Annotated in this window: 25 protein-coding genes and 2 pseudogenes; 10 read left to right on the top strand and 17 right to left on the bottom strand. The window is 62.7% G+C overall.

The features are described from left to right. Positions 1-280: 280 nt before the first annotated feature. The 13 genes and pseudogenes from ACZ1HA_RS19365 to ACZ1HA_RS19425 all read right to left on the bottom strand — a co-directional run bounded on the left by ACZ1HA_RS19365 (position 281) and on the right by ACZ1HA_RS19425 (position 8,120). Positions 281-541, bottom strand: a complete 261-nt coding sequence (locus ACZ1HA_RS19365) for a hypothetical protein (RefSeq protein WP_472715058.1) — start codon at positions 539-541, stop codon at positions 281-283. Positions 542-663: 122 nt separating this feature from the next. Then, positions 664-1,461 (bottom strand): tRNA (guanosine(37)-N1)-methyltransferase TrmD, encoded by a 798-nt coding sequence (gene trmD / locus ACZ1HA_RS19370; protein ID WP_375229073.1) that lies wholly within the window; start codon positions 1,459-1,461, stop codon positions 664-666. After that, positions 1,461-1,967, bottom strand: coding sequence for a ribosome maturation factor RimM (gene rimM / locus ACZ1HA_RS19375; RefSeq protein WP_472715059.1), 507 nt, complete (start codon positions 1,965-1,967; stop codon positions 1,461-1,463). Before rimM ends, trmD begins: the two co-directional genes overlap by 1 nt. Further along, the gene (locus tag ACZ1HA_RS19380; protein ID WP_472715060.1) at positions 1,964-2,107 is read right to left on the bottom strand and encodes a hypothetical protein; all 144 of its coding nucleotides are present in this window, start codon (positions 2,105-2,107) and stop codon (positions 1,964-1,966) included. Before ACZ1HA_RS19380 ends, rimM begins: the two co-directional genes overlap by 4 nt. A gap of 102 nt (positions 2,108-2,209) precedes the next feature. Next, a complete protein-coding gene (gene rpsP / locus ACZ1HA_RS19385) occupies positions 2,210-2,596 on the bottom strand; it encodes a 30S ribosomal protein S16 (RefSeq protein ID WP_375229070.1) in 387 nt (128 codons plus the stop codon). Positions 2,597-2,723: 127 nt separating this feature from the next. Next, positions 2,724-3,020 carry a chorismate mutase gene (locus ACZ1HA_RS19390; protein ID WP_375229069.1) on the bottom strand — a complete coding sequence of 99 codons (297 nt, stop codon included), beginning with the start codon at positions 3,018-3,020 and terminating at the stop codon, positions 2,724-2,726. A gap of 93 nt (positions 3,021-3,113) precedes the next feature. Continuing rightward, complete coding sequence (locus ACZ1HA_RS19395; protein ID WP_472715061.1) at positions 3,114-3,719, bottom strand: GNAT family N-acetyltransferase; 606 nt, start codon at positions 3,717-3,719, stop codon at positions 3,114-3,116. 94 nt (positions 3,720-3,813) lie between these two features. Then, the gene (locus ACZ1HA_RS19400; protein ID WP_472715062.1) at positions 3,814-4,371 is read right to left on the bottom strand and encodes a GNAT family N-acetyltransferase; all 558 of its coding nucleotides are present in this window, start codon (positions 4,369-4,371) and stop codon (positions 3,814-3,816) included. Next, on the bottom strand, positions 4,368-4,892 hold the full coding sequence (locus ACZ1HA_RS19405; RefSeq protein ID WP_472715063.1) for a GNAT family N-acetyltransferase: 525 nt from the start codon (positions 4,890-4,892) through the stop codon (positions 4,368-4,370). The genes ACZ1HA_RS19400 and ACZ1HA_RS19405 overlap by 4 nt, the downstream gene beginning before the upstream one ends. A gap of 1 nt (position 4,893) precedes the next feature. Continuing rightward, a complete protein-coding gene (locus ACZ1HA_RS19410) occupies positions 4,894-5,223 on the bottom strand; it encodes an NIPSNAP family protein (RefSeq protein WP_375229067.1) in 330 nt (109 codons plus the stop codon). Between the two features lie 5 nt (positions 5,224-5,228). Next, positions 5,229-6,738: pseudogene (gene ffh, locus ACZ1HA_RS19415) on the bottom strand (signal recognition particle protein). Between the two features lie 205 nt (positions 6,739-6,943). Next, positions 6,944-7,435, bottom strand: coding sequence for a hypothetical protein (locus ACZ1HA_RS19420; protein WP_472715064.1), 492 nt, complete (start codon positions 7,433-7,435; stop codon positions 6,944-6,946). 106 nt (positions 7,436-7,541) lie between these two features. Then, positions 7,542-8,120: an FMN-dependent NADH-azoreductase gene (locus ACZ1HA_RS19425; RefSeq protein WP_472715065.1), complete on the bottom strand. Its 579-nt coding sequence runs from the start codon at positions 8,118-8,120 to the stop codon at positions 7,542-7,544. 244 nt (positions 8,121-8,364) lie between these two features. On the opposite strand from ACZ1HA_RS19425, the gene ACZ1HA_RS19430 reads away from it, so the two are divergent. Then, entirely contained in the window at positions 8,365-9,243 is an 879-nt protein-coding gene (locus ACZ1HA_RS19430; protein ID WP_472715066.1) for a LysR family transcriptional regulator, read from the top strand. A 4-nt stretch (positions 9,244-9,247) separates the two neighbouring features. Beyond that, entirely contained in the window at positions 9,248-10,132 is an 885-nt protein-coding gene (locus ACZ1HA_RS19435; protein ID WP_472715067.1) for a DMT family transporter, read from the top strand. A gap of 3 nt (positions 10,133-10,135) precedes the next feature. Here the strand turns inward: ACZ1HA_RS19435 and ACZ1HA_RS19440 are convergent, their stop codons facing one another. Continuing rightward, positions 10,136-10,462, bottom strand: coding sequence for an ArsR/SmtB family transcription factor (locus tag ACZ1HA_RS19440; RefSeq protein ID WP_375229061.1), 327 nt, complete (start codon positions 10,460-10,462; stop codon positions 10,136-10,138). Positions 10,463-10,505: 43 nt separating this feature from the next. Then, complete coding sequence (locus ACZ1HA_RS19445; protein WP_472715068.1) at positions 10,506-10,742, bottom strand: hypothetical protein; 237 nt, start codon at positions 10,740-10,742, stop codon at positions 10,506-10,508. A 105-nt stretch (positions 10,743-10,847) separates the two neighbouring features. On the opposite strand from ACZ1HA_RS19445, the gene ACZ1HA_RS19450 reads away from it, so the two are divergent. From ACZ1HA_RS19450 to ACZ1HA_RS19475, 6 genes are all read left to right on the top strand, one after another. After that, on the top strand, positions 10,848-11,759 hold the full coding sequence (locus ACZ1HA_RS19450; protein WP_472715069.1) for a LysR family transcriptional regulator: 912 nt from the start codon (positions 10,848-10,850) through the stop codon (positions 11,757-11,759). Positions 11,760-11,942: 183 nt separating this feature from the next. Further along, entirely contained in the window at positions 11,943-12,275 is a 333-nt protein-coding gene (locus ACZ1HA_RS19455) for an AtpZ/AtpI family protein (protein ID WP_472715070.1), read from the top strand. Between the two features lies 1 nt (position 12,276). Further along, on the top strand, positions 12,277-13,023 hold the full coding sequence (locus ACZ1HA_RS19460) for a F0F1 ATP synthase subunit A (RefSeq protein WP_472715071.1): 747 nt from the start codon (positions 12,277-12,279) through the stop codon (positions 13,021-13,023). Between the two features lie 55 nt (positions 13,024-13,078). Next, positions 13,079-13,303, top strand: coding sequence for a F0F1 ATP synthase subunit C (locus ACZ1HA_RS19465; protein WP_011567586.1), 225 nt, complete (start codon positions 13,079-13,081; stop codon positions 13,301-13,303). 87 nt (positions 13,304-13,390) lie between these two features. Beyond that, complete coding sequence (locus ACZ1HA_RS19470) at positions 13,391-13,918, top strand: F0F1 ATP synthase subunit B' (protein ID WP_375229056.1); 528 nt, start codon at positions 13,391-13,393, stop codon at positions 13,916-13,918. 4 nt (positions 13,919-13,922) lie between these two features. Then, complete coding sequence (locus ACZ1HA_RS19475) at positions 13,923-14,495, top strand: F0F1 ATP synthase subunit B (RefSeq protein WP_472715072.1); 573 nt, start codon at positions 13,923-13,925, stop codon at positions 14,493-14,495. A 72-nt stretch (positions 14,496-14,567) separates the two neighbouring features. On the opposite strand, the gene ACZ1HA_RS19480 is transcribed toward ACZ1HA_RS19475, so the two are convergent. Next, positions 14,568-15,365: a FadR/GntR family transcriptional regulator gene (locus ACZ1HA_RS19480; protein ID WP_472715073.1), complete on the bottom strand. Its 798-nt coding sequence runs from the start codon at positions 15,363-15,365 to the stop codon at positions 14,568-14,570. A gap of 62 nt (positions 15,366-15,427) precedes the next feature. Continuing rightward, entirely contained in the window at positions 15,428-16,042 is a 615-nt protein-coding gene (locus tag ACZ1HA_RS19485) for a HupE/UreJ family protein (protein WP_472715074.1), read from the bottom strand. A 203-nt stretch (positions 16,043-16,245) separates the two neighbouring features. Between ACZ1HA_RS19485 and smc the strand changes: the two are divergent. Together smc and ACZ1HA_RS19495 are read left to right on the top strand one after the other, a co-directional pair. Further along, positions 16,246-19,702: pseudogene (gene smc / locus ACZ1HA_RS19490) on the top strand (chromosome segregation protein SMC). Positions 19,703-19,767: 65 nt separating this feature from the next. Further along, positions 19,768-20,178 carry a hypothetical protein gene (locus tag ACZ1HA_RS19495; protein ID WP_472715075.1) on the top strand — a complete coding sequence of 137 codons (411 nt, stop codon included), beginning with the start codon at positions 19,768-19,770 and terminating at the stop codon, positions 20,176-20,178. Positions 20,179-20,236 lie beyond the last annotated feature (58 nt).

The raw sequence follows: 20,236 nt of genomic DNA on the forward strand, positions 1-20,236 counted from the left end.
GTCCGCGTGGTGCGCCCGCCGGGAGAATACAAACATCATTCCTTGGTTCACGTTTCCCATAAGAAAACGGACCGGAGCCACCATTGCGATTCCGGTCGGGCGCGTTCTAGGGCGAAATGGCAGGCAGATCAAGCCTGCGCATCCAAAATTGCTGCGGGGGTGGGCCCGGTCTGCAAAGCTGTAGCTCAGTGGGCAGAATGGACCACAGGATCGCCCGGGCCCACAGTATTCCGGCCCGGTTTTCAGCGCCGGCCATCAGAGGTCCGGGGGCGTCAGCCCGTCAGGCGAACCGGTTGGGCAGGGCGTTACGCAACACCGACGTTGAGATACTGCTTTCGCAATAGAGCTGCGCCATCATATCGACTGCAGGTTCAGGGGTGGCGACCGGTTCCGGGGTTTCCACAACGCGTGGTGCTGGCCTGACCGATGCGCTCCGCACGATGCGCTCGCGCTGGTGCGCGTGGTCAAAGCGGGAGTATTTTATTTCCTGCACCGTGACGTGCGTTTCGTTTCCGGCAAGTGCATTGAGCAGCTTAAGCATCGATCCTCTCCCGTCGTCTTGTGCGACTTATTATTGGAGTTGAATCTGTCAGGTTTTTGTCAAATTGTCCGTATTTCGTGGCGCAATCTGGGCCTGAGGGGCGTTTGTGTTGCCAATCCGACTCATTTTTCGGGATTGTTGCCCCTGGCTGACCAAAGATCGGGGCGCCTGACCTGTGTCAGCGACTCGGACTGGTTGCGCCGCCACTTTTCGATCTCGCCATGGTTGCCGGACAGAAGGACCGGCGGAATTTCACGCCCCTCCCAGACGGGTGGTTTCGTGTATTGCGGGTGTTCCAGCAGCCCGTTTGAGTGGCTCTCATCGACCGTGCTGAGCGCATTGCCCAGCACGCCCGGCAGCAGGCGGACGGTGGCGTCCAGCATGGCTTGCGCGGCCAGTTCACCGCCGGTCATCACGAAATCACCGAGCGAAACCTCGGTGACATCAAAATGTTCCAGCACCCGCTCGTCCACACCCTCGAACCGTCCACAAAGCATCGTGACACCGTCGCAACGGGCCAGATCGCGCGCCATTGCCTGGTCAAATGGCCTTCCGCGCGGAGACATATAGAGCACCGGCCAGCGTCCGCGCGCGTGGGACTGTGCCTGCGCCAGTGCAGGACCGACAACATCGGCGCGCAGGACCATTCCGGCACCACCGCCGGCGGGCGTGTCATCGACATTGCGGTGCTTGCCGATGCCGAATTCCCGCAGGTCGTGCGTGTGCAGCTGCCACCTGCCTTCCTGCAGGGCCTTGCCGGTCAGCGACTGGCCCAGAACACCGGGAAAAGCATCAGGAAAGAGGGTTACAATCCGCGCCTGCCAGACACCGGCCAGCTCATCACCACCATCCATCAGAGACCGGGGCGTGAGCGTCGGGCGGATAACTTTGCGCCCGTGGCTGCGTGGCTTGTCTGTCATCAGAAAAGCCCGTCGGGCGGGTCAGCAACGATGCGCCCTGCGCTGAGATCGACGGTGGGGACCACCGCCAGCGTGAAAGGCAGCAGGACCGTTTCCGATGATCCCGGTCGCTGCACTTCGAGCAGGTCACCCGCGCCGTGATCCTGGACAACTTTCACGCGGCCCAGCAGAACGCCGCCGGTGTCGAACACATCAAGACCGATCAGATCCGTATGATAATATTCATCGTCCGGCAGTGACGGCAGCTGGTCACGGGTGGCATACAGCCGTTCGCCTTTCAGGGCGTCGGCCTCTTCTTTGGAGGTAATTTCGGCGATCCGTGCGGCAAAGCCGTTTTTGATCGGGCGCACGATGGCCAGATGAAAACGCTGCGCGCCGTCTTCGGTGGTCAGGGGACGGTAGGTTTCGATATCCTCGGGCACAGCACAGAAGCTTTTGATCCGCAACTCACCGCGGACACCATATGCGCCGCCGATGGCACCGACACAGATTTTGCTGTCACTCATTCGTCCACTCCAATGCAGAGGCCTTCGGACATGGCGCCTCCACGGTCCAGACAATTGTCTGACTGGATGGCGCGCTCGTACATGATACCAGCGAAAAAAGTCAGGAGCACCAGGATCAGGGTGCGGACCGGTCGGAACATGTCTGGCCTGCCAGGCTGGTGGAGGTGTGCACCGCCCGCGCGCTGCGGGCGATGCCTGTTCGTTCAGGGCACTGTCCCGGTGGGGACAGGGGGCCCGGCCGCTTATTCTGCGGATTCTTCCGCCGGTGCTTCTTCTGCGGGTGCAGCAGCTTCGGCAGCCTTGGCGGCTTTCTCTTCAGCACGTTCCTGGGCTTTCTTGCCGGGTGTGCCTTTTTGCGGGTTGTTCCGCTCGGACTTCTCTTTCAGGCCGGCGGCTTCCAGCATACGGGCCACACGGTCTGTGGGCTGTGCGCCCTGAGACAGCCAGTGCTGAACGCGCTCGACGTCCATTTTCACGCGCTCTTCGCTGTCTTTGGGCAGCAGCGGGTTATAGGTGCCCAGCTTTTCGATAAAGCGGCCGTCACGCGGCATGCGGCTGTCTGCTGCAACAATACGGTAGAAGGGGCGCTTTTTGGAGCCGCCGCGGGCGAGACGAATTTTCATAGCCATGGTGTGTTTTCCTCTTGGTGTTTTTTAGATGAGGCCGGAGCCTCTCAGGATTGATGTTGTCGCACCAAAGGTGCGCTTGGAGTTACCGCACCAAAGGTGCGCTTGGAGTTACCGCACCAAAGGTGCGCTAGTTCTGGTGTTTTCGGTGGTGCTGAATGACTTCAGCGATGATGAAGTTCAGAAACTTCCTGGCGAATTCAGGGTCCAGATCGGCCTGGTTTGCCAATTCTTCGAGCCGCTCGATCTGCGCCGCTTCGCGGGAGGGATCGGACGGGGGAAGGTCGTGCGTGGCTTTGAGTTTCCCCACAGCCTGCGTGTGTTTGAAACGCTCGCCCAGCGTATAGACGAGGATCGCATCGAGCCGGTCAATGGAGGCGCGGTGCTCTTTGAGCACCTCTGCGGCGCGGGTTACGGCATCGGTCATTTGGTGTCTCCGGAAGGGCGTCGGTGTGCCGTCGGTACGGCGTCGGTATCACGTCGGTTTTGCGTCGGTGCGCGGCGTACGGTGGTGTAAGGATCAGTCAAGGGCCCATCCTTTCGGCCGGAACATCGGATCAGCGTAGTGACTGATCTCCATTTCGATACCATGCGCCAGCTGTGAGCCTGCGAGCGCGGCAGGTGACGGATGGCGGTAGACCGCGTCGTTGCCGTCGATGGTTTCCGCCTGCGGGTCCTTTGTGGCGCCAAGGCGTTCGGCAAGCCGGATGCTGTCGAGGTTTTTGGGGTCGATGTAGCTGACCGCCGTGTCCCAGCCGCAGTGTTCATAAAGATAGCCGCGCACCGCATGGGTTGCCTCCAGCGCGTAGCCCTTGCCGGCCATATCAGGCCAGATCACCCAGGCGATCTCGGCCTCGGGCCATTTCGCAGGCTTCCAGCCGCCGGCCATGCCGTAGGTTTTGTCGGTCTCGCGGTCGTGGATCATCCACATGCCATAGCCGCGGATCTGCCAGTGGCCGATTTCGGCCGCATAGAGCATCCAGGCCTCGTAGGCGTTCAGCGGGCCACCCATGAACCGCGCACGGTAGCTGGTGAACGTCGCCTGAAAATCCGGGTAGTCCTCGGGCTCGGGGCCGCGCAGGATCAGGCGTTTCGTCTCCAGAACGGGGATGAGTGTCGTGCTCATTGCGCCTCCTCCGGCCGGGTGGCCTGGTTGCGCGGACGGGTGCCTCCGGCGGGGATATTTCGGGCCAGAAGAAGGCGGATGGTGTGTTGGCAGATCATGCGGGGCGCCCCCCGCGGTGGTAGCGCCAGACTTCGGCTTCGTCCTGCATGCCGTCCATGATTGCGCCAAGGCGGCGGGCGGTGGCGCGGGAGCGTGTGTTTGCGGGGTCAATGTAGCTGACCAGCGTGGACCAGCCGAGCGTGCCGAAGGCATGTGCGCGGGCGGCGGTGGCGGCCTCTGTGGCCAGTCCCTGGCCTTCGGCGTCCGCCGTCAGGACAAAGCCCAGTTCGGGTTCCTGGTCGCCGGGCTCGAAACCCAGCAGCACGAAGCCCGCAATGCTGCCTGCGTGCCCGATGGTCCAGATGCCGTGACCGTGCAGCAGCCAGGTGGAAGTCATCTGTGCGAAATCAGCCCAGGCATCTTCGCGGGTCATCGGACCGCCCAGGTGGGTGCCACGGTCGCTGCAGGCAATCTGCGCATAGGTTTCGAAGTCGGTCACGCGCGGGGCGCGCAGGAGCAGACGTTCGGTGCGCAGTGTCGGCAGCTGGTTCTGCAGGCTGAGCGCAAAGCGTGCTGCTGCGCCATCACGCGGGGTCTCGCAGGCGAAGGTCATTGCAGGCCCTCCGGACGCGGGTGACGGTAGACAAAGACCTCTTTTTCCGGGTTCGGGATGGCGGCGTCTGTGTCCCGCGTGCAGCCCAGCCGTTCAGCGAGGCGGACCGAGGCGTCGTTGCCTTTGTCGATGTAGCTGACCATTGTCTGCCAGCCGAGGGTTTCCCAGCCGTGGGCGATGCAGGCCTCTGCCGCTTCGCGCGCAATGCCCTGGCCTTCGTCTGCGGGGTCAAAGAGGACCCAGCCGATTTCGGTTTCCGGCCAGCCCAGCGGGTACCAGTGACCGACGATCCCAAGGGGCGTGTCCGACCCTTTGCGGGTGACGGTGAACATGCCAAAGCCGCGGATTGCCCAGTGGCCGATTTCGGTGCCGAAGAAGTTCCAGGCCTGGCGGGGCGTCATAGGGCCGCCGACAAAGCGCGCGCGGTCCGTCTGATAGAATGCAATGAACCGGTCGGCGTCCGCGGGAACGGGCGCGCGCAGCACAAGGCGTTCTGTTGTCAGGACGGGCCAGGCGGTCATGTCAGATGGTCTCCGGCAGGTTCGCGCCATCTGTCACCGGGCGGGTGAAGGAGCGGTCGTAGCGGCGGATGCAGGCGGTGCGGGTCGCGAAGTCATAGGCGCGCAGGCAGTCTGCGTCTTCCCACATCTTTGCGCGGTAATCCTCGTAGGCGGCAAGCGACGGGAAGGAGAAGTGGCAGTAGGCGATGTCGTTCGGGCCTTCATGCGGCAGATGATAGCCGTGATGGATGCCGCCCAGCTGCGGCACCTTCCACACCCAGAAGCGGGCGTAGGCCTCGAAATCCGCGAGCTTTGCGGGATCGATTTCGTATCTGACCGTGCAGGAAATCATGACGCTTATTTCTTTTTCCCGAAGCCGGAGAGACCGGGAGGCAGGGGCATGCCGCCACCCATACCACCCATGCCGCCGGGCAGCTTGCCGCCCATCTGTTTCGCGGCGGCCTCCAGCGCTTTGGGGTCCATACCGGCGGCCATTTCCTCGGGGCTTGGGCCGCCCTTGCCGAACATGCCCTTCATGGCCTGTTTCAGCATGCCGCCTTTGCCCATTTTGCCCATCTTCTTCATCATGTCGCCCATCTGGCGCTGCATCTTGAGAAGCTTGTTCAGCTCGGAGACTTCCATGCCAGCACCTTTGGCGATGCGCTTTTTGCGGCTGGCCTGAAGGATCTGCGGGTTGGCGCGTTCCTTTTTGGTCATCGACTGAATGAGCGCGATCTGGCGTTTGATGATGCTGTCGTCGATCCCGGCGGCTTCGACCTGTTTGGCCATTTTGTTCATGCCGGGCATCATGCCCATCATGCCCTGCATACCGCCCATCTTCTGCATCTGTTCCAGCTGCATGCGCAGGTCATTCATTGTGAAGTGGCCCTTCATCATGCGTTTGACCATCTTCTCGGACTGTTCCAGTTCGAGCGTTTCCTGCGCTTTTTCGACGAGGGCCACGATGTCGCCCATGCCGAGGATCCGGCCGGCAATCCGGTCCGGCTCGAAGGTCTCGATGGCGTCCATTTTCTCGCCCAGACCCACAAAGCGGATGGGCTTGCCGGTCACAGCCCGCATCGACAGGGCCGCACCGCCGCGCCCGTCCCCGTCCATCCGGGTCAGCACGACGCCCGAGACGCCGATCTTGTCGTCGAATTCGGTGGCCACGTTGACCGCGTCCTGTCCGGTCAGCCCGTCAACCACCAGCAGCGTTTCGCGCGGGTTGGCCACATCGCGCACGGCGGCGGCCTGAGCAATCAGTTCCTGGTCAATGTGCAGGCGGCCCGCCGTATCCAGCATATAGACGTCATAGCCACCCAGGCCCGCCTGAGTCTTCGCGCGTTTCGCGATGGCGACGGGGTCTTCGCCTTTGACGATGGGCAGTGTGTCGACGCCGATCTGGGTGCCGAGGATCGCAAGCTGTTCCATCGCCGCCGGGCGGTTCACGTCGAGCGAGGCCATGAGCACCCGCTTGCCTTCTTTTTCCTTCAGGCGTTTGGCGAGCTTGGCGGTTGTGGTGGTTTTACCGGAACCCTGCAGACCAACCATCAGGATCGGTGCGGGCGGGTTGTCGATTTTCAGCGCGCACTGGGTCTTCGGCGCCTTTCAGCACGTCAATCAGGGCATCATGTACGATCTTGACGACCTGCTGGCCGGGCGTGATCGATTTGGTGACGGCCTGTCCGGTGGCCTTTTCCTGGACGGCTTTGACGAAATCGCGGGCGACGGGCAGGGAGACATCCGCCTCCAGCAGGGCCACGCGCACCTCACGCAGGGCGGTGGCGACATCCTCGTCGGACAGAGCACCCTGTTTGGTCAGGCGGTCAAAGACGCCACCAAGGCGTTCGGACAGGTTTTCAAACATGGGCCGTGGCCCCTTTCATTGTCGGTTGCGGGATATCCCTGATGTAGGGATGCCGCGGTAAGTTCACAAATGCCCCCGCCCACTGTTCTTTCGTGGGGGTCAAAGCCAACGGACTTTGCCCCCACGGGCGAAACTCGCTGGTGGGGGGCGATCCCGGAAGGGTCCGGGACCGGAAGTCTGACGCTTCCGGAATTGATGGGGTCGTCTAGGCCTGTTGCCGCACAGAGTCAAGCCATGCGTTGACCCGGGACACGGTCTCGTCCGCGCCATTTCCACTGCGGTAACTGCGGGTCAGGCCGTGGCGGTTTTCCAGGCTGTCAGGGCCGATCACCAGGGCAACACGGTGGCTGTCGGGATCGTCGTGACCGCCCTTGTGTGTCTGCACCATGGCACGGGTGATGCGGGCGAGCGGATGACTTTCGGTGTGATAGCCTGTCAGGCGTTTGCGGCGCAGGATGCAGTGCCCTTCGCGGCGGTCAAAAACCACCTGAACGCGTTCTGTTGCAAACCAGAGGGCGGGTCCCGGCAGGCCAGCGATGATCACCAGCACAAGCCCGGCGGTTCCCTTGTCGCCGCTGTTCCAGGCGTCCAGCGCGACCCACATCATAAAGACACATAGGCCAGCGAGCCCCAGCGCGAGCATCCAGGGCCGGTATTCCAGCACGAGGCGGTCAGGCGTGTCGGTCACGATTTTCACGGCACTACCCTGACGCAGCAATGTGACGATTTCAGGGAGCGGCACGAAAAAGGGTGCACGACCGGCGTACACCCTTTGAACTTGCACATATCGGGAGGTTGCAGGATCAGGCCGCGAGGCTTTCGATCTTTTCCTCTGCTGCCGCGATGGCGGCGGGGGCATCGGCCATCTGGCGGTCGGCCGCGACGATTTCGACGTCGGTGATGCCGATGAAGCCCATGATGTGGCGCATATAGCCCGAGGCAAAGTCGATGTCAGAGCCGACGGGTGTCCCGCCTGTGGCGAGCGCGATCACGGCGCGTTTGCCTTCGAGCAGACCGACGGGGCCGTTTTCTGTATATTTAAAGGTCACGCCGGCGCGGGCGATCTGATCGACCCATGCTTTGAGCGCCGCGGGAACGCCGAAGTTATACACCGGAACACCGATCACGAGGACATCTGCCTCTTTGAGTTCCGCCACCAGGCTGTCGGACAGGGCCAGAGCCTGCTGCTGGGCTTCGGTACGCTGATCGGCGGGTGTGAAGTTTGCATTCACCCAGGTCTCATTGATCTGGGGAATGGCCTCGCTGAGGTCGCGGTGCGTGACCGTGCCACCCAGACGGTCTGAGATTTTCGCGGTCAGCTGGCGTGTTGTGGAGCCGTTCAGGCGGGCGGAGGCATCAATCTGAAGAATGTTCTGTGTCATGTCAGGTATCCTTGTTGGGGTGCGGTTGCATCTCTGCAGTCAAATATGGGCGAAACAAATTCGCACTCAACATAACTTTTCGAACAGATAATGTGCATTTCTGAACTCAGTGTGAGATTTCGACAGCGGCAACCGTTCAGATTCACAGGGATATGCTGTTCATTTCAAAAGATTCTTGCAATTCCGCACATCTTTCCCGACCTTCAGGTGAATTCACACCGAGGGGACATTCAGGGGGACACCGGTGGACAACTGGGACGAAATCAGAACCGCATTTCAGGTTGCGCGCATGGGCACGGTCAGCGGTGCGGCGGATGTGCTGGGCGTGCACCACGCCACTGTTATCCGGCACATCGACGCGCTTGAGGGGCGGCTGGGCGTGAAACTGTTCCAGCGCCATGCACGGGGGTACACGGCCACAGAGGCCGGTCAGGATCTGCTGCGGGTCGCGCAGGCCACCGACGATCAGTTCAGCCAGCTTGCGGGCCGTATCAAGGGACGCGGCAATGATGTGTCGGGTGATCTGGTGGTTACCTCGCTGATCAGTATTGCGCCCCGCATGGCGCCGCTGCTCGCGGATTTTCAGCGGCAGCATCCCGAAGTCATCGTGCGGTACCTGACCGGCGCGCGGCTTTTCCGGCTGGAATATGGAGAGGCGCATGTCGCGATCCGGGCGGGCACGGTGCCCGATCAGCCCGACAATGTCGTTCAGCCGTTCCACGAGCAGAAGATGGGGCTCTACGCCAGCCGTGGGTATATCGAACAACATGGCAAACCGGACGGGGTTCAGAGTTTTGGACGCCACCGGTTCGTCGCGCAGGATGCAGATGACAGCCGGGCGCCGTTTGAAAGGTGGCTGCGCCAGAATGCACCGTCGGCCTCGCTGACGTTCCGGAGCACGGATACCCGCGCGATGGAGGCTGCGATCAGGGCCGGTGCGGGGATTGGGTTCATGCCGGTGTTCGATGCTCAGCAGGACGACAGCCTGGTTGAGGTACACCCGCGCGAGGATGGCTGGGCCGGGCCGTTGTGGCTGGTGACGCATGTGGACCTGCACCGGACAACCAAGGTCCAGGCGTTCCTCACATTCCTCAAAGAGCAGTCGCGGGACTGGAAAGTATGACGCTTTGACACCTGTGCTGCGCGGCCATGCGGCCATGCTGGCTTTTTCTGCGCTGGTGGCGGGGTCGTTCTCGCTGGGCGCACAGGCGGCCAATGATATCGAACCGGCAGCACTTAACGCAGTGCGCTTTGTGATTGCGGCGCTGGTGATCGGTGCCGCCCTGCTGGCCACACGCGGACTGCCGCGCGGGACGGTCCGCGCGCCGTGGCGGTATATCGTGCTGGGCGCGCTGCTGGGCATTTATTTCGTGCTGATGTTTGAGGGGCTGAAAACTGCGCCGCCTGTGAGTGCGGCGGCCGTCTTTACGCTGACGCCCGTCGTCGCCGGTATTTTCGGATGGCTGCTGCTGCGTCAGGTCACGACACCGCGTATGGCGCTGGCGCTCAGCATCGGAGCCGTCGGGGCGCTCTGGGTCATCTTCCGGGCGGATTTTGCGGCTTTCCGGGCGTTCGAGGTGGGGCGCGGCGAGCTGATCTATTTCGCGGGCTGTGTGAGCCATGCGTTTTACACGCCCATGGTGCGCCGTCTGAACCGGGGTGAATCGCCCGTGGTGTCCACCTTTGGCACGCTTGTGGCGGGCGCTGTGCTGTTGCTGTTCTGGGGGTGGGGTGACCTGCGGGCGACGCCCTGGGGTGATCTGCCGGGCATCGTCTGGGTCACGATACTATATACGGCCGTCTTTGCCTCGGCGGCGACCTTTGTCCTGCTGCAGTATGCCAGTCTGCGCCTGCCCAGTGCCAAGGTCATGGCCTACACCTATCTGACGCCGACCTGGGTGATCATCTGGGAAGTGGCGCAGGGCAAGAGCCCGCCACCGCCGCTGGTGGCGGCCGGTGTGGCGCTGACAGTGCTGGCGTTGCTTTTGTTGCTGCGTGACGAGCACGGGTAGCATTTACCCGGTATTGAGCTCGGTTTTCAGGAACCGCTCAAAGGCATCGAGGTTCACGGGCTCAAACTGACCGAAGCCCTGCATCCAGACCGAAGCATCCCGCAGCGCATCAGGCTCCAGTTTGCACCATTTGACGCGTCCGCGTTTCTCCTGACTGATCAGACCGGCATTGGTGAGCACAACGAGGTGTTTTGAGATCGCGGCGAGCGACATCTCAAAGGGTTCGGCCACATCGGTGACCGCCATATCGTCCTCGAGCAGCATGTTCAGGATTTCCCGCCGTGTCGGGTCGGCCAGCGCTGCAAAAACCTGATCAAGGTTCTGTTTCATAGGGCGCAGTCTTACCCGGCTTTGCAGGGCGGTGCAAAGGCGCTCAGAGCATCGGGTGCCCGCGCCCCTGCGATGGCAGTTCGATGGTGTGGCGGGCGATTTCTGCTTCGCTCATCCCGATGTCACGCCCCAGACGGGCATTCACGCTGCGGATGTGCGGAATTCGGGGCTGCCGCTTCAGTCCTTGGGCGATCCAGCGGCGCAATGCGGCGGGTATATGTGTTTTTCCGACACGCCTGTCCCGGTCGCGGACTCCCGCGTTCTCTGACCAAAACGTCATGTTTCTCACCTTTTTAGGTTATCTGCGGGCAATATGCCGGGGCGTTGAGCTGAAAACAAAGACAATTGCTTGACGGGATATGTGCAGAAAACGCACATATATGATATGCAACGCACTCTTCCTCCCCTGAACGCCCTCAGAGCTTTTGATGCCGCTGGCCGGCACCAGAGCTTTTCACGGGCGGCAGAGGAGCTGTCCGTCAGTCATTCCGCAATCAGCAGGCATGTGCGCGGGCTGGAGGCGCGCCTGGGGGTGCCGCTCTTCCGCGACCTGCCGCGCGGGCTTGAGCTGACCCGCGAGGGGCGTATCTATCTGGAACGGATCGTGCCGGCGCTGGAGGCGATTGCGGAGGCCACCGAAGATCTGACCCACCGTCCGCAGGGGCAGGTGACAGTCAACAGCGAACCGGTGATCGCTGAACGCCTGATTATGCCGCGTCTCGGGGCCTTCCGCGCGCGGTTGCCGGACGTGGATGTGCGGCTGGAGGCGTCAAGCCGTCTGGCTGATCTGGACCGATTTGAAGCGGATATTGCCGTGCGGTTCGCGCACACCGGCGTGCTGGACACGCCTGGCGACCTGTTGAGCAATGCGGCGGTCTATCCTTACGCAACGCCGGACCTTGCCGCATCTGTAAAAGCCCCCGCTGACCTGCTCAACCTGCCGCGTCTGCGCGACCGGTCGATCGGCATCTGGGAGGCATGGTTCAGGGCGGCAGGGGTAGACACCGACGGTGGGACAGATGACGGCTGGCGGCCTTCGTCTCCGCTGTCGTATGTTGCGGCGCTGAACGGGCAGGGGGTCTATCTGAGTTCGGCGGAATGCGTGTCTTCGGATGTTGAAGCGGGGCGTCTCGTGCAGTGCTTTGACATCGGTATTCAGGACGGCGCTTTTTACCTTGTGTACGGCAACCGCAGCATGCGCCGGCCGGCCGTCCGGGAGGTGCGCGCCTGGTTGCTGGAAGAGACACAGACCTTCCGTTCCGGGACCGTAGCCGGGGAAAATCAACCAAACGGTTGAATAAAGAGCGGACGGCAGAATCCGCTGTTCGGAGGCTGCGGCACTCTGCCCCGGTTTTGCTGAAGTTGTAAATTTATGTTTTAAAACAGTGCCTTGATCAATGTGATCGGGATGCCCGACCCCTGTTGACTCGCGCGGTGGTGCGCAATAGCAAAGCGGCAGTTCCAACAGGGGGCTTTTCGCGTGTCAGAACCTGGGCCAGATCAGCAGCTCAAGCAGCTGGAAGCACGGATCGCGGCGGTGAAAAAGGCACAGGAGCCGGGCGCCCGGATGGACGAACACTATTCTCAGGCACAGCTGGCCTGGCGGATGGTGATAGAGCTTGTTGTCGGTCTCGGGATCGGCTTTGGCATCGGATACGGGCTGGACAGCCTGTTCGGGACACTCCCGATCCTTCTGGTGCTGTTTACATTGCTGGGTCTGGCGGCGGGCATCAAAACGATGCTGCGGTCCGCGCAGGAAATCCAGGAAAAGAAACTGGCCGAAGAGGCCGAGACGAAAGACGAGGGAGCCTGAGATGGCGGATAAAGCGGAAGAAGGCGGTCTGGTATTCCACCCCATGGACCAGTTCATCGTAAAGCCGCTCTTTGACAGCGATGTGACCTGGTATACACCGACCAACACGGCGCTGTGGATGGGCTTTTCGGTCATCGCCATCATTCTTCTGCTCGTTATCGGCAGCTCGAAGCGCGCGGTTGTGCCGTCGCGCTCGCAGTCGGTCGCGGAACTCGCTTACGGCTTTATCTACAAGATGGTGGAGGACATCTGCGGCAAAGAGGGGCTGAAATTCTTCCCCTATATCATGACGCTGTTCATGTTCATTGTCTGCGCGAACTTCCTTGGTCTGATCCCCACATCCTTTACACCCACATCGCACTTTGCGGTGACCGTGGTGCTGGCGCTGGCGGTGTTCATCACGGTAACCATTGTGGGGTTTGTGAAAAATGGCGCGGGTTTCCTGAGCCTCTTCTGGGTGTCTTCGGCACCACTGCCGCTGCGGCCCGTGCTGGCGATCATCGAGCTGATCTCGTACTTCGTGCGCCCGGTCAGCCACTCCATCCGTCTTGCCGGTAACGTCATGGCGGGCCACGCGGTGATCAAGGTTTTCGCGGGCTTTGCGGCACTGACAGCGGTAAGCCCGGTCGCCGTCCTCGGCATCACCGCGATGTACGGTCTGGAGGTCCTCGTGTCCTTCATCCAGGCCTACGTCTTCACCATTCTGACGTGCGTGTACCTCAAGGACGCACTTCACCCGCATCACTGATTTCGGACGGCACGTCCGTTCAAACTTTCAACTTCCAATCGTAAGGAGAATTCACATGGAAGGCGAACTCGCACACATCGGCGCAGGTCTGGCAGCAATCGGTTCTGGTGCTGCCGCAATCGGGGTTGGCAACGTTGCCGGCAACTACCTCGCAGGCGCTCTGCGCAACCCGTCGGCTGCAGCCAGCCAGACAGCAACACTCTTCATCGGCATCGCGTTCGCCGAGGCTCTGGGCATCTTCGCCTTCCTCGTCGCCCTGCTGCTGATGTTTGCCGTCTGAGAACTTAAGAGACGATATTCCTTACGGTCGGGCGGCGCGTTTCAGATGCGCTGCCCGATGTAACGGCCGTTTCTTCAGGAGACCAAAATGGCAACCGAAACAACAGGCGCTGAGGCCGCTGCCGCACCCGGCATGCCGCAACTCGATTTCTCCACCTGGGGGAACCAGATCTTCTGGCTGGTGCTGACCCTTGTGGTGATCTATTTCGTGTTGTCCCGCGTGGCCCTTCCCCGCATCGCCGCCGTGCTGGCCGAGCGTCAGGGCACGATTACAAACGACATTGCCGCTGCCGAGGACCTGAAGGCGAAAGCCCAGGACGCCGAAGCGGCCTATGAAAAGGCGCTGGTTGACGCGCGTGCCGAAGCGCACCGCATTGTCGCCGAAGCCAAAGCAGAAATTCAGTCCGACCTCGACGCGGCAATTGCCAAAGCGGACGAAGAGATCGCGGCCCGCAGTGCGGAATCCGAAAAGGCGATCGCTGAAATCCGTGCCGGCGCACTGGACGCGGTCAAAGAGGTCGCAGCGGACACCGCCGCAGAGCTGGTTACAACGCTGGGTGGTAAAGCGGACGGCAAAGCCATCAGCGCAGCTGTTGGCGACAGGCTGAAAGGATAAGATCATGCGGATTATCACCAGCCTGACATCGCTCGGTTTCGCCCTGGCCGCTGCCACACCGGCACTTGCGGCAGGCGACAAACCGTTCTTCTCTCTCAAGAACACCGACTTCGTGGTGCTTCTTGGTCTGATCGTCTTTGTTGCGCTCCTCGTGTACTTCAAAGTGCCCGGGATGATCGGCAAGATGCTGGACGGCCGTGCCGAAGGTATCCGGTCCGAGCTGGACGAGGCACGTGCCCTGCGTGAGGAAGCGCAGAGCCTGCTGGCCAGCTACGAGCGCAAGCAGCGCGAAGTGCAGGAACAGGCAGACCGTATCGTCGAGGCGGCCAAGGAAGACGCCCGCATTGCTGCAGAGCAGGCGCGGGAAGATCTGGCCGTGTCCCTGGAGCGGCGCATGGCAGCTGCCGAAGATCAGATCGCAACGGCGCAATCGTCGGCCATCAAGGATGTGCGTGACCAGTCTGTGACTGTCGCGGTGGCGGTGGCGCGCGAGGTCATCGCCAAGCAGATGACCGCGACCGAAGCCAACAGCCTGATCGACGGGGCGATTTCCGAAGTAGAGGCCCGTCTGCACTGACCTGCAGATCTGGCGTATTATTCTCTGAGGACCTCAGCCCATGCGCCGGGGTTTTCTTTTTGGTTCGGGTGCTCAGGCGTTGCGCCGGCTGGAGGCTGCCGGTTTCTGTTCCTGTTCGTGATCAAGCCGCTGGCGCGCGACTTCTTCCAGGGCATCCGACCGGTGCTGATCGCGCAGCGCTTTTTCCACAAAGGACAGGTGGGTCTCCACAGCGGCCCGGGCGCCTTCGGGATCACGCGCCTGCAGCGCGGTGTTGATGGCACGGTGCTGTTCCAGCAACAGGCCGCGCGTGGTCTGCTGGCGGAACATGACCTGGCGGTTGTAAAACACGCCCTCGCGCAGAAGCTCATACATCGACCGCATCATATGCAGCATGACCACGTTGTGACTGGCCTCGATGATCGCCATGTGGAACTTGGCATCAAGCTGCGCTTCTTCTTCTGCGTCGCGGCCACCGTGCGCGGCTTCCATTCTGTTAAAGACGGTCTGCACCACGGCCAGGTCCGTCGCAGACCCGAGCCGGGCGGCCCGTTCTGCCGCGAGCCCTTCCATGTCCCGTCGGAAAGACAGGTAATCGAAAACCGCCGCCTCATGTCGGGAAAAGAGCTGCACAAGCGCAGGTGAAAACGCCGAGCCAAGCACGTCCGCGACATAGACGCCTGCACCTGCACGGGTGCTCAGCAGCCCCTGTTCCTGCAGGATACTGACCGCATCGCGCAGGCTGGGCCGGGATACGTTCAGCCGCTCCGCCAGTTCTCTTTCCGCCGGCAGCCGTTCGCCCGGGCGCAGGATGCCGCGCAGGATCAGCAGTTCGATCTGACGGACCACTGCGGTTGAGAGTTTTTCGGACTGGACGGGGCGAAAAGGCATAACGTCTCCTGATTGGTCATATTATATGACCAAAGCGGGAGGGCGGCAATTGGTTTCAGATGTCAGCCCAGGAGTGCGGCTTCGGCGACCTCAAAGGCGAGAAGGAGTGCAGAGACAGCGACCGCAGCCCCCGCAAGACGAACCTGGAAGGGTTGGATGCGCAGGGCCAGCAGTGCCGCAGCGGCTGCGATGAGCGCCTGTGTGGCGCCGAAACCGGCGATATAGCCGGCAAGTCCAGCCGCCGTAACCGTGCCGGCACCGGCCACAAGCGTTGCACTGAAGACGGCTCCCTGCAGCAGTCCGAAGCCTGCAAATACCGCGGCCACCGTCGTCTGGGAAGGGCGGCGCGCGGAGGCGATCAGACAACCGGTGACCAGCACAGCGAGCCCGATCAGAATCCCGCGCAGCGGCAGAGCATCACCCAGCAGCGGAATGGTGAAACAGGCAAAGATCATGGTCGCCAACCATGCCAGAATGCCGGTGATCATCCGTCCGGCGAGCGCCGCGGCGGCGCCGGTCAGGAGTACAAACCCCAGGTGCACAGGATCGGGCAGCGGGTGGTTGAGACCCAGCAGCACACCACGGTTGAATTCCGCTGCCGACAGCAGCTGGGCGGTGGTTCCGGCAAGCGCCGGTGTGGCGGCAGAGAGAAGCAGTACAGGTAGCAGAGCGCGCATTAATCAGTCCGGTGGCAGGCGTTAACGATATGGGACGCAGGATCGCCGGGTTTGTCAATTGCCGAACACGGAATAGCGGGCCATTCGTCAATATCTTGTGGATAAGTGCCTGTGAAACGCAGCCTGTGGTGTGTTTCGGTTGACACCGGCGGTGGGCAGACTTCAGTCTGAGGGCTCCACAGGAATCACACCGGGACTCTGGTTTGCGCTTTTCCAAACTCAGACTGACAGGCTTCAAAAGCTTTGTTGATCCGACCGACCTGATCATCGCGGATGGTCTGACGGGCGTCGTCGGTCCCAACGGCTGTGGGAAGTCCAACCTGCTGGAGGCGCTGCGCTGGGTCATGGGGGAAAACCGCCCCACAGCGATGCGTGGCGGCGGCATGGAGGATGTGATCTTTGCCGGGGCCGCAACCCGCCCGGCCCGCAACTTTGCCGAAGTTGCGCTGCATATCGACAATTCGGAGCGCCTGGCGCCTGCGGGTTTCAACGATTCAGACACGCTGGAGATCGTGCGCCGGATCACGCGGGACGTGGGCAGCGCCTATAAGGTTGGTCCCAAGGATGTGCGGGCGCGCGACGTGCAGATGCTGTTTGCGGATGCGTCGACCGGCGCGCACAGCCCTGCGCTGGTGCGTCAGGGGCAGATTGCGGAACTGATCAATGCCCGGCCCAAGAACCGTCGTCGCATTCTGGAGGAAGCGGCTGGTATCTCGGGCCTCTACCAGCGGCGGCACGAAGCGGAACTGAAGCTGAAAGGGGCTGAGACGAACCTCGCGCGGGTTGATGATGTGATTGAACAGCTCGCCAGCCAGCTGGGTCAGCTGGCGCGTCAGGCGCGCCAGGCCGCACGGTACCGCGAGATCGGCAATGAACTGCGCCGGGCCGAGGGCATGTTGCTCTATCGCCGCTGGCGCGAGGCCGATGATGCCCGTTCAGCCGCCGAGGAGGCGCTGCGCGCGCAGGTCACGGCGGCTGCCCGCGCGGAAAGTGCTGTGCGCGAGGCGGCGAAGGCGCGCGAGACGGCTGAGGCTGCTCTGCCGTCGCTGCGCGAGGAAGAGGCCATTGCGGCGGCCGTCCTGCAACGACTGGCAGTGCAGCGCGATACCCTGAGCGACCAGGAGGCGCGGGCCGAGGCGCAGATCGAAACACTAACCGGCCGTATTGCGCAGCTGGCGCGTGACATCGAACGTGAGGGCGGTCTGAACCGCGACGCGGAGGAAACCATTGAGCGGCTGGAATGGGAGGCAACCGAGCTTGCCAAAGCCGCCGAGGGGCATGACGAACGCCTGTCTGAGGCCTCTGAGGTGGCACGTGAAGCTGCGGCGGTGCTGCAGACACGCGAAGGCGAAATGTCCCAGCAGACCGAGGATATGGCGCGTCTGGCAGCACGTCACCAGTCAGCGCAGCGTCTGCTGGAAGACAGCCGTAAAACGGAGAGCCGCGCCAGCTCTGAGGCCGCGCGCGCCCGTGAGGCGGTTGCCACCAGTGAGGCCGCGCTTGAGAAGGCGGGCGCAGAGTTCGCCGCGGCCCAGTGCAGCAGAGGCACAGGCGGTCAAAACGGCGGCGGATGCGGATACAGCCCTGCAGGAGGCCGAAGAGGCGCGGGCCGAAACCCAAGGGAGGGAAGCGGATGCGCGGGCGCACCGGTCGGAGGCCGAGGGTGAGGCCAACGCGCTGCGCGCAGAAGCGGGCGCGCTGGCCAAGCTTGTTGCGCGGGACACGGCCGAAGGGGGGCAGATCCTCGATCAGCTCCAGGTGAAAACCGGTTACGAAAAGGCGCTGGGGGCTGCTCTGGCGGATGACCTGCGCGCGCCCGAGGTTGCAGCGGACGGCCCGTCGGGCTGGGCCGTGTTGCCGGCGTACGATCGGCACCAGCCGCTGCCGCAGGGTGTGCAACCGCTGTCGCTGTTTGTGACGGTGCCGGACGTGCTGTCGCGGCGCATGGGGCAGATCGGTCTGGTGGAAGCAGATGATGGCCCGCGCCTGCAAAAGGACCTGGCCCCCGGACAGCGCCTCGTGTCTGCAGAGGGTGATCTGTGGCGCTGGGACGGGTTCCGCGCCTGGGCCGAGGATGCCCCGTCGGCTGCCGCGCTGCGGTTGCAGCAACTCAACCGCCTGGAAGAGCTGAAGCAGGGGCTGGAGACAGCGACGCAGAAAGCGGAAGGCGCACTTGCGGCCCATGAGCTGCTGACGCGTCAGCTGGGCGAGCTGACCCGGGCCGATCAGATGGCACGTGAAGCGCGGCGGTCGGCAGACCGCCTGGTGGCTGAGGCGGGTCGTGCGCTGAGCAAGGCCGAAGCGGACAGGAACCTGGCGCAGGGTCGTCTGGAATCGCTGGGTCTTGCGGTGACACGCCATGAAGAAGAGGCGATGGCCGCCCGCACCCGTCTGCGCGAAGCGGAACGCGCGCTGGAAGAGCTGGGCGACCTGACAGAGGCACGCGAACAGGTCGAGGCGGTCCGGGTGGCTGTTGAGGCCGCGCGGATCACCATGATGTCCCGCCGGTCAGCGCATGACGAGCTGCGCCGCGAAGGTGAGGCCCGCACCCGCCGTGCACAGGAAGTGACCAAGGAAATCAGCGGCTGGCGTCACCGTCTGGAGACCGCAGAGAAACGCAGCGCGGAGCTGGTGGAGCGCAAAGGGCAGGCGGAAGCGGAGCTGAAAGAGGCCAGTGCGGCCCCCGGAGAGCTGGCGGCGAAACGCGAAGAGCTGTCCGACGCCATCGCCACCGCAGAGGCACGCAAGGCCGAAAGCAGCGACCGGTTGTCCGCAGCAGAAGGAGTGCTGCGCGAGGCGGCCATGTCAGAGCGTGATGCGGAACGACTGGCCTCTGAGGCGCGCGAGGCGCGTGCCCGCGCGGAGGCCCGCAGCGATGCCGCCCGCGAAACGGTGGCCGCCGCCGCAGAGCGCATCGCGGATGAGGCGCAGGTCACGCCGAGCCAGCTTCTGGGGCAGCTTGAGGTCACGCCGGACGATATGCCTGATGCGCAGGCGCTGGAAGCGGATGTGAACCGCCTGAAACGCCAGCGCGATGCGCTGGGCGCCGTGAACCTGCGGGCGGAGGAAGATGCCAAGGAAGTCCAGACCGAGCACGATACACTGACCGGTGAAAAGGCCGACCTCGAAGAAGCAATCCGCACCCTGCGCGGGGGGATTGCGAGCCTCAACAAAGAGGGGCGCGAACGTCTGCTGACGGCGTTTGAGCAGGTGAACACCAATTTCTCGATGCTTTTCACGCATCTGTTCGGGGGCGGCGAGGCCAACCTGGTGATGGTCGAGAGCGACGACCCGCTGGAGGCCGGCCTTGAGATTATGTGCCAGCCGCCGGGCAAGAAACTGTCGACGCTGAGCCTGCTGTCCGGCGGTGAACAGACCCTGACGGCGATGGCGCTGATCTTTGCGGTGTTCCTCGCGAACCCGGCGCCGATCTGCGTGCTGGACGAGGTGGACGCCCCGCTGGATGATGCCAACGTGACGCGTTTCTGCGACCTGCTGGACGAGATGTGCCGCCAGACGGATACGCGGTTCCTGATCATCACGCACCACGCGGTGACGATGGCACGGATGGACCGGCTGTTTGGCGTGACGATGGCGGAACAGGGTGTGAGCCAGCTTGTGTCTGTGGACCTCAAGAAGGCTGAAACGCTGGTCGCTTAAGGGCTGCGGCCTGTGTTCACCGTATTGTGTCCCCGAAACCCCGGCAGGTGTGCGAGGGTCAGGGCATGCGATTTGCTTTGCCCCTTTGCGTGATGATGCTGACAGGTCTGCCCGCTGCCGCCCAGGACTGGGCCCTGCGCACCACGGACCGGGTGCTGGATGCGGCCGAGACGCAGGCGCTGACCGAAGGTCAGACACTCATGTTCTATGATGACGGGCGGTCAACATATTCCGCCGGCGGGGCTTATTCCTATACCTATGCCAGCGGTCAGACTGCCTTTGGTGCCTACAGGATCGAGGATGACGGAACGGTCTGTATCGCCTTCCGTAACGGGTTCGGGCGATGTGACAGGTATGTCGAGAACGCGGGTCGCATTGTGCTGCTGACGGAAAAGGGGGAGCGTTATCCCATCCGGCCTGCAGAAAAAAATGACCCCACCGGGGGTCCGGCAGGGTCAGAGGGAATTCAAACCTGAATGTATGTGTCGCGCAGAAAATTAGTAAATGCGCGGTAAAAAAAGGTTAACGCCGCGT

Source organism: Roseobacter sp. S87 (genome assembly GCF_055693285.1).

Bases quoted from the DNA above. Each gene is read 5' to 3' on its own strand.
- ACZ1HA_RS19425 (WP_472715065.1), bottom strand. From the start codon at position 8,120: ATGACACAGAACATTCTTCAGATTGATGCCTCCGCCCGCCTGAACGGC.
- ACZ1HA_RS19395 (WP_472715061.1), bottom strand. From the start codon at position 3,719: ATGAGCACGACACTCATCCCCGTTCTGGAGACGAAACGCCTGATCCTG.
- ACZ1HA_RS19400 (WP_472715062.1), bottom strand. From the start codon at position 4,371: ATGACCTTCGCCTGCGAGACCCCGCGTGATGGCGCAGCAGCACGCTTT.
- ACZ1HA_RS19410 (WP_375229067.1), bottom strand. From the start codon at position 5,223: ATGATTTCCTGCACGGTCAGATACGAAATCGATCCCGCAAAGCTCGCG.
- ACZ1HA_RS19450 (WP_472715069.1), top strand. From the start codon at position 10,848: ATGCAACGCACTCTTCCTCCCCTGAACGCCCTCAGAGCTTTTGATGCC.
- ACZ1HA_RS19440 (WP_375229061.1), bottom strand. From the start codon at position 10,462: ATGAAACAGAACCTTGATCAGGTTTTTGCAGCGCTGGCCGACCCGACA.
- ACZ1HA_RS19460 (WP_472715071.1), top strand. From the start codon at position 12,277: ATGGCGGATAAAGCGGAAGAAGGCGGTCTGGTATTCCACCCCATGGAC.
- ACZ1HA_RS19485 (WP_472715074.1), bottom strand. From the start codon at position 16,042: ATGCGCGCTCTGCTACCTGTACTGCTTCTCTCTGCCGCCACACCGGCG.
- ACZ1HA_RS19480 (WP_472715073.1), bottom strand. From the start codon at position 15,365: ATGCCTTTTCGCCCCGTCCAGTCCGAAAAACTCTCAACCGCAGTGGTC.
- rimM (WP_472715059.1), bottom strand. From the start codon at position 1,967: ATGAGTGACAGCAAAATCTGTGTCGGTGCCATCGGCGGCGCATATGGT.
- ACZ1HA_RS19495 (WP_472715075.1), top strand. From the start codon at position 19,768: ATGCGATTTGCTTTGCCCCTTTGCGTGATGATGCTGACAGGTCTGCCC.
- ACZ1HA_RS19365 (WP_472715058.1), bottom strand. From the start codon at position 541: ATGCTTAAGCTGCTCAATGCACTTGCCGGAAACGAAACGCACGTCACG.
- ACZ1HA_RS19470 (WP_375229056.1), top strand. From the start codon at position 13,391: ATGGCAACCGAAACAACAGGCGCTGAGGCCGCTGCCGCACCCGGCATG.
- rpsP (WP_375229070.1), bottom strand. From the start codon at position 2,596: ATGGCTATGAAAATTCGTCTCGCCCGCGGCGGCTCCAAAAAGCGCCCC.
- ACZ1HA_RS19390 (WP_375229069.1), bottom strand. From the start codon at position 3,020: ATGACCGATGCCGTAACCCGCGCCGCAGAGGTGCTCAAAGAGCACCGC.
- trmD (WP_375229073.1), bottom strand. From the start codon at position 1,461: ATGACAGACAAGCCACGCAGCCACGGGCGCAAAGTTATCCGCCCGACG.
- ACZ1HA_RS19465 (WP_011567586.1), top strand. From the start codon at position 13,079: ATGGAAGGCGAACTCGCACACATCGGCGCAGGTCTGGCAGCAATCGGT.
- ACZ1HA_RS19445 (WP_472715068.1), bottom strand. From the start codon at position 10,742: ATGACGTTTTGGTCAGAGAACGCGGGAGTCCGCGACCGGGACAGGCGT.
- ACZ1HA_RS19405 (WP_472715063.1), bottom strand. From the start codon at position 4,892: ATGACCGCCTGGCCCGTCCTGACAACAGAACGCCTTGTGCTGCGCGCG.
- ACZ1HA_RS19380 (WP_472715060.1), bottom strand. From the start codon at position 2,107: ATGTTCCGACCGGTCCGCACCCTGATCCTGGTGCTCCTGACTTTTTTC.
- ACZ1HA_RS19475 (WP_472715072.1), top strand. From the start codon at position 13,923: ATGCGGATTATCACCAGCCTGACATCGCTCGGTTTCGCCCTGGCCGCT.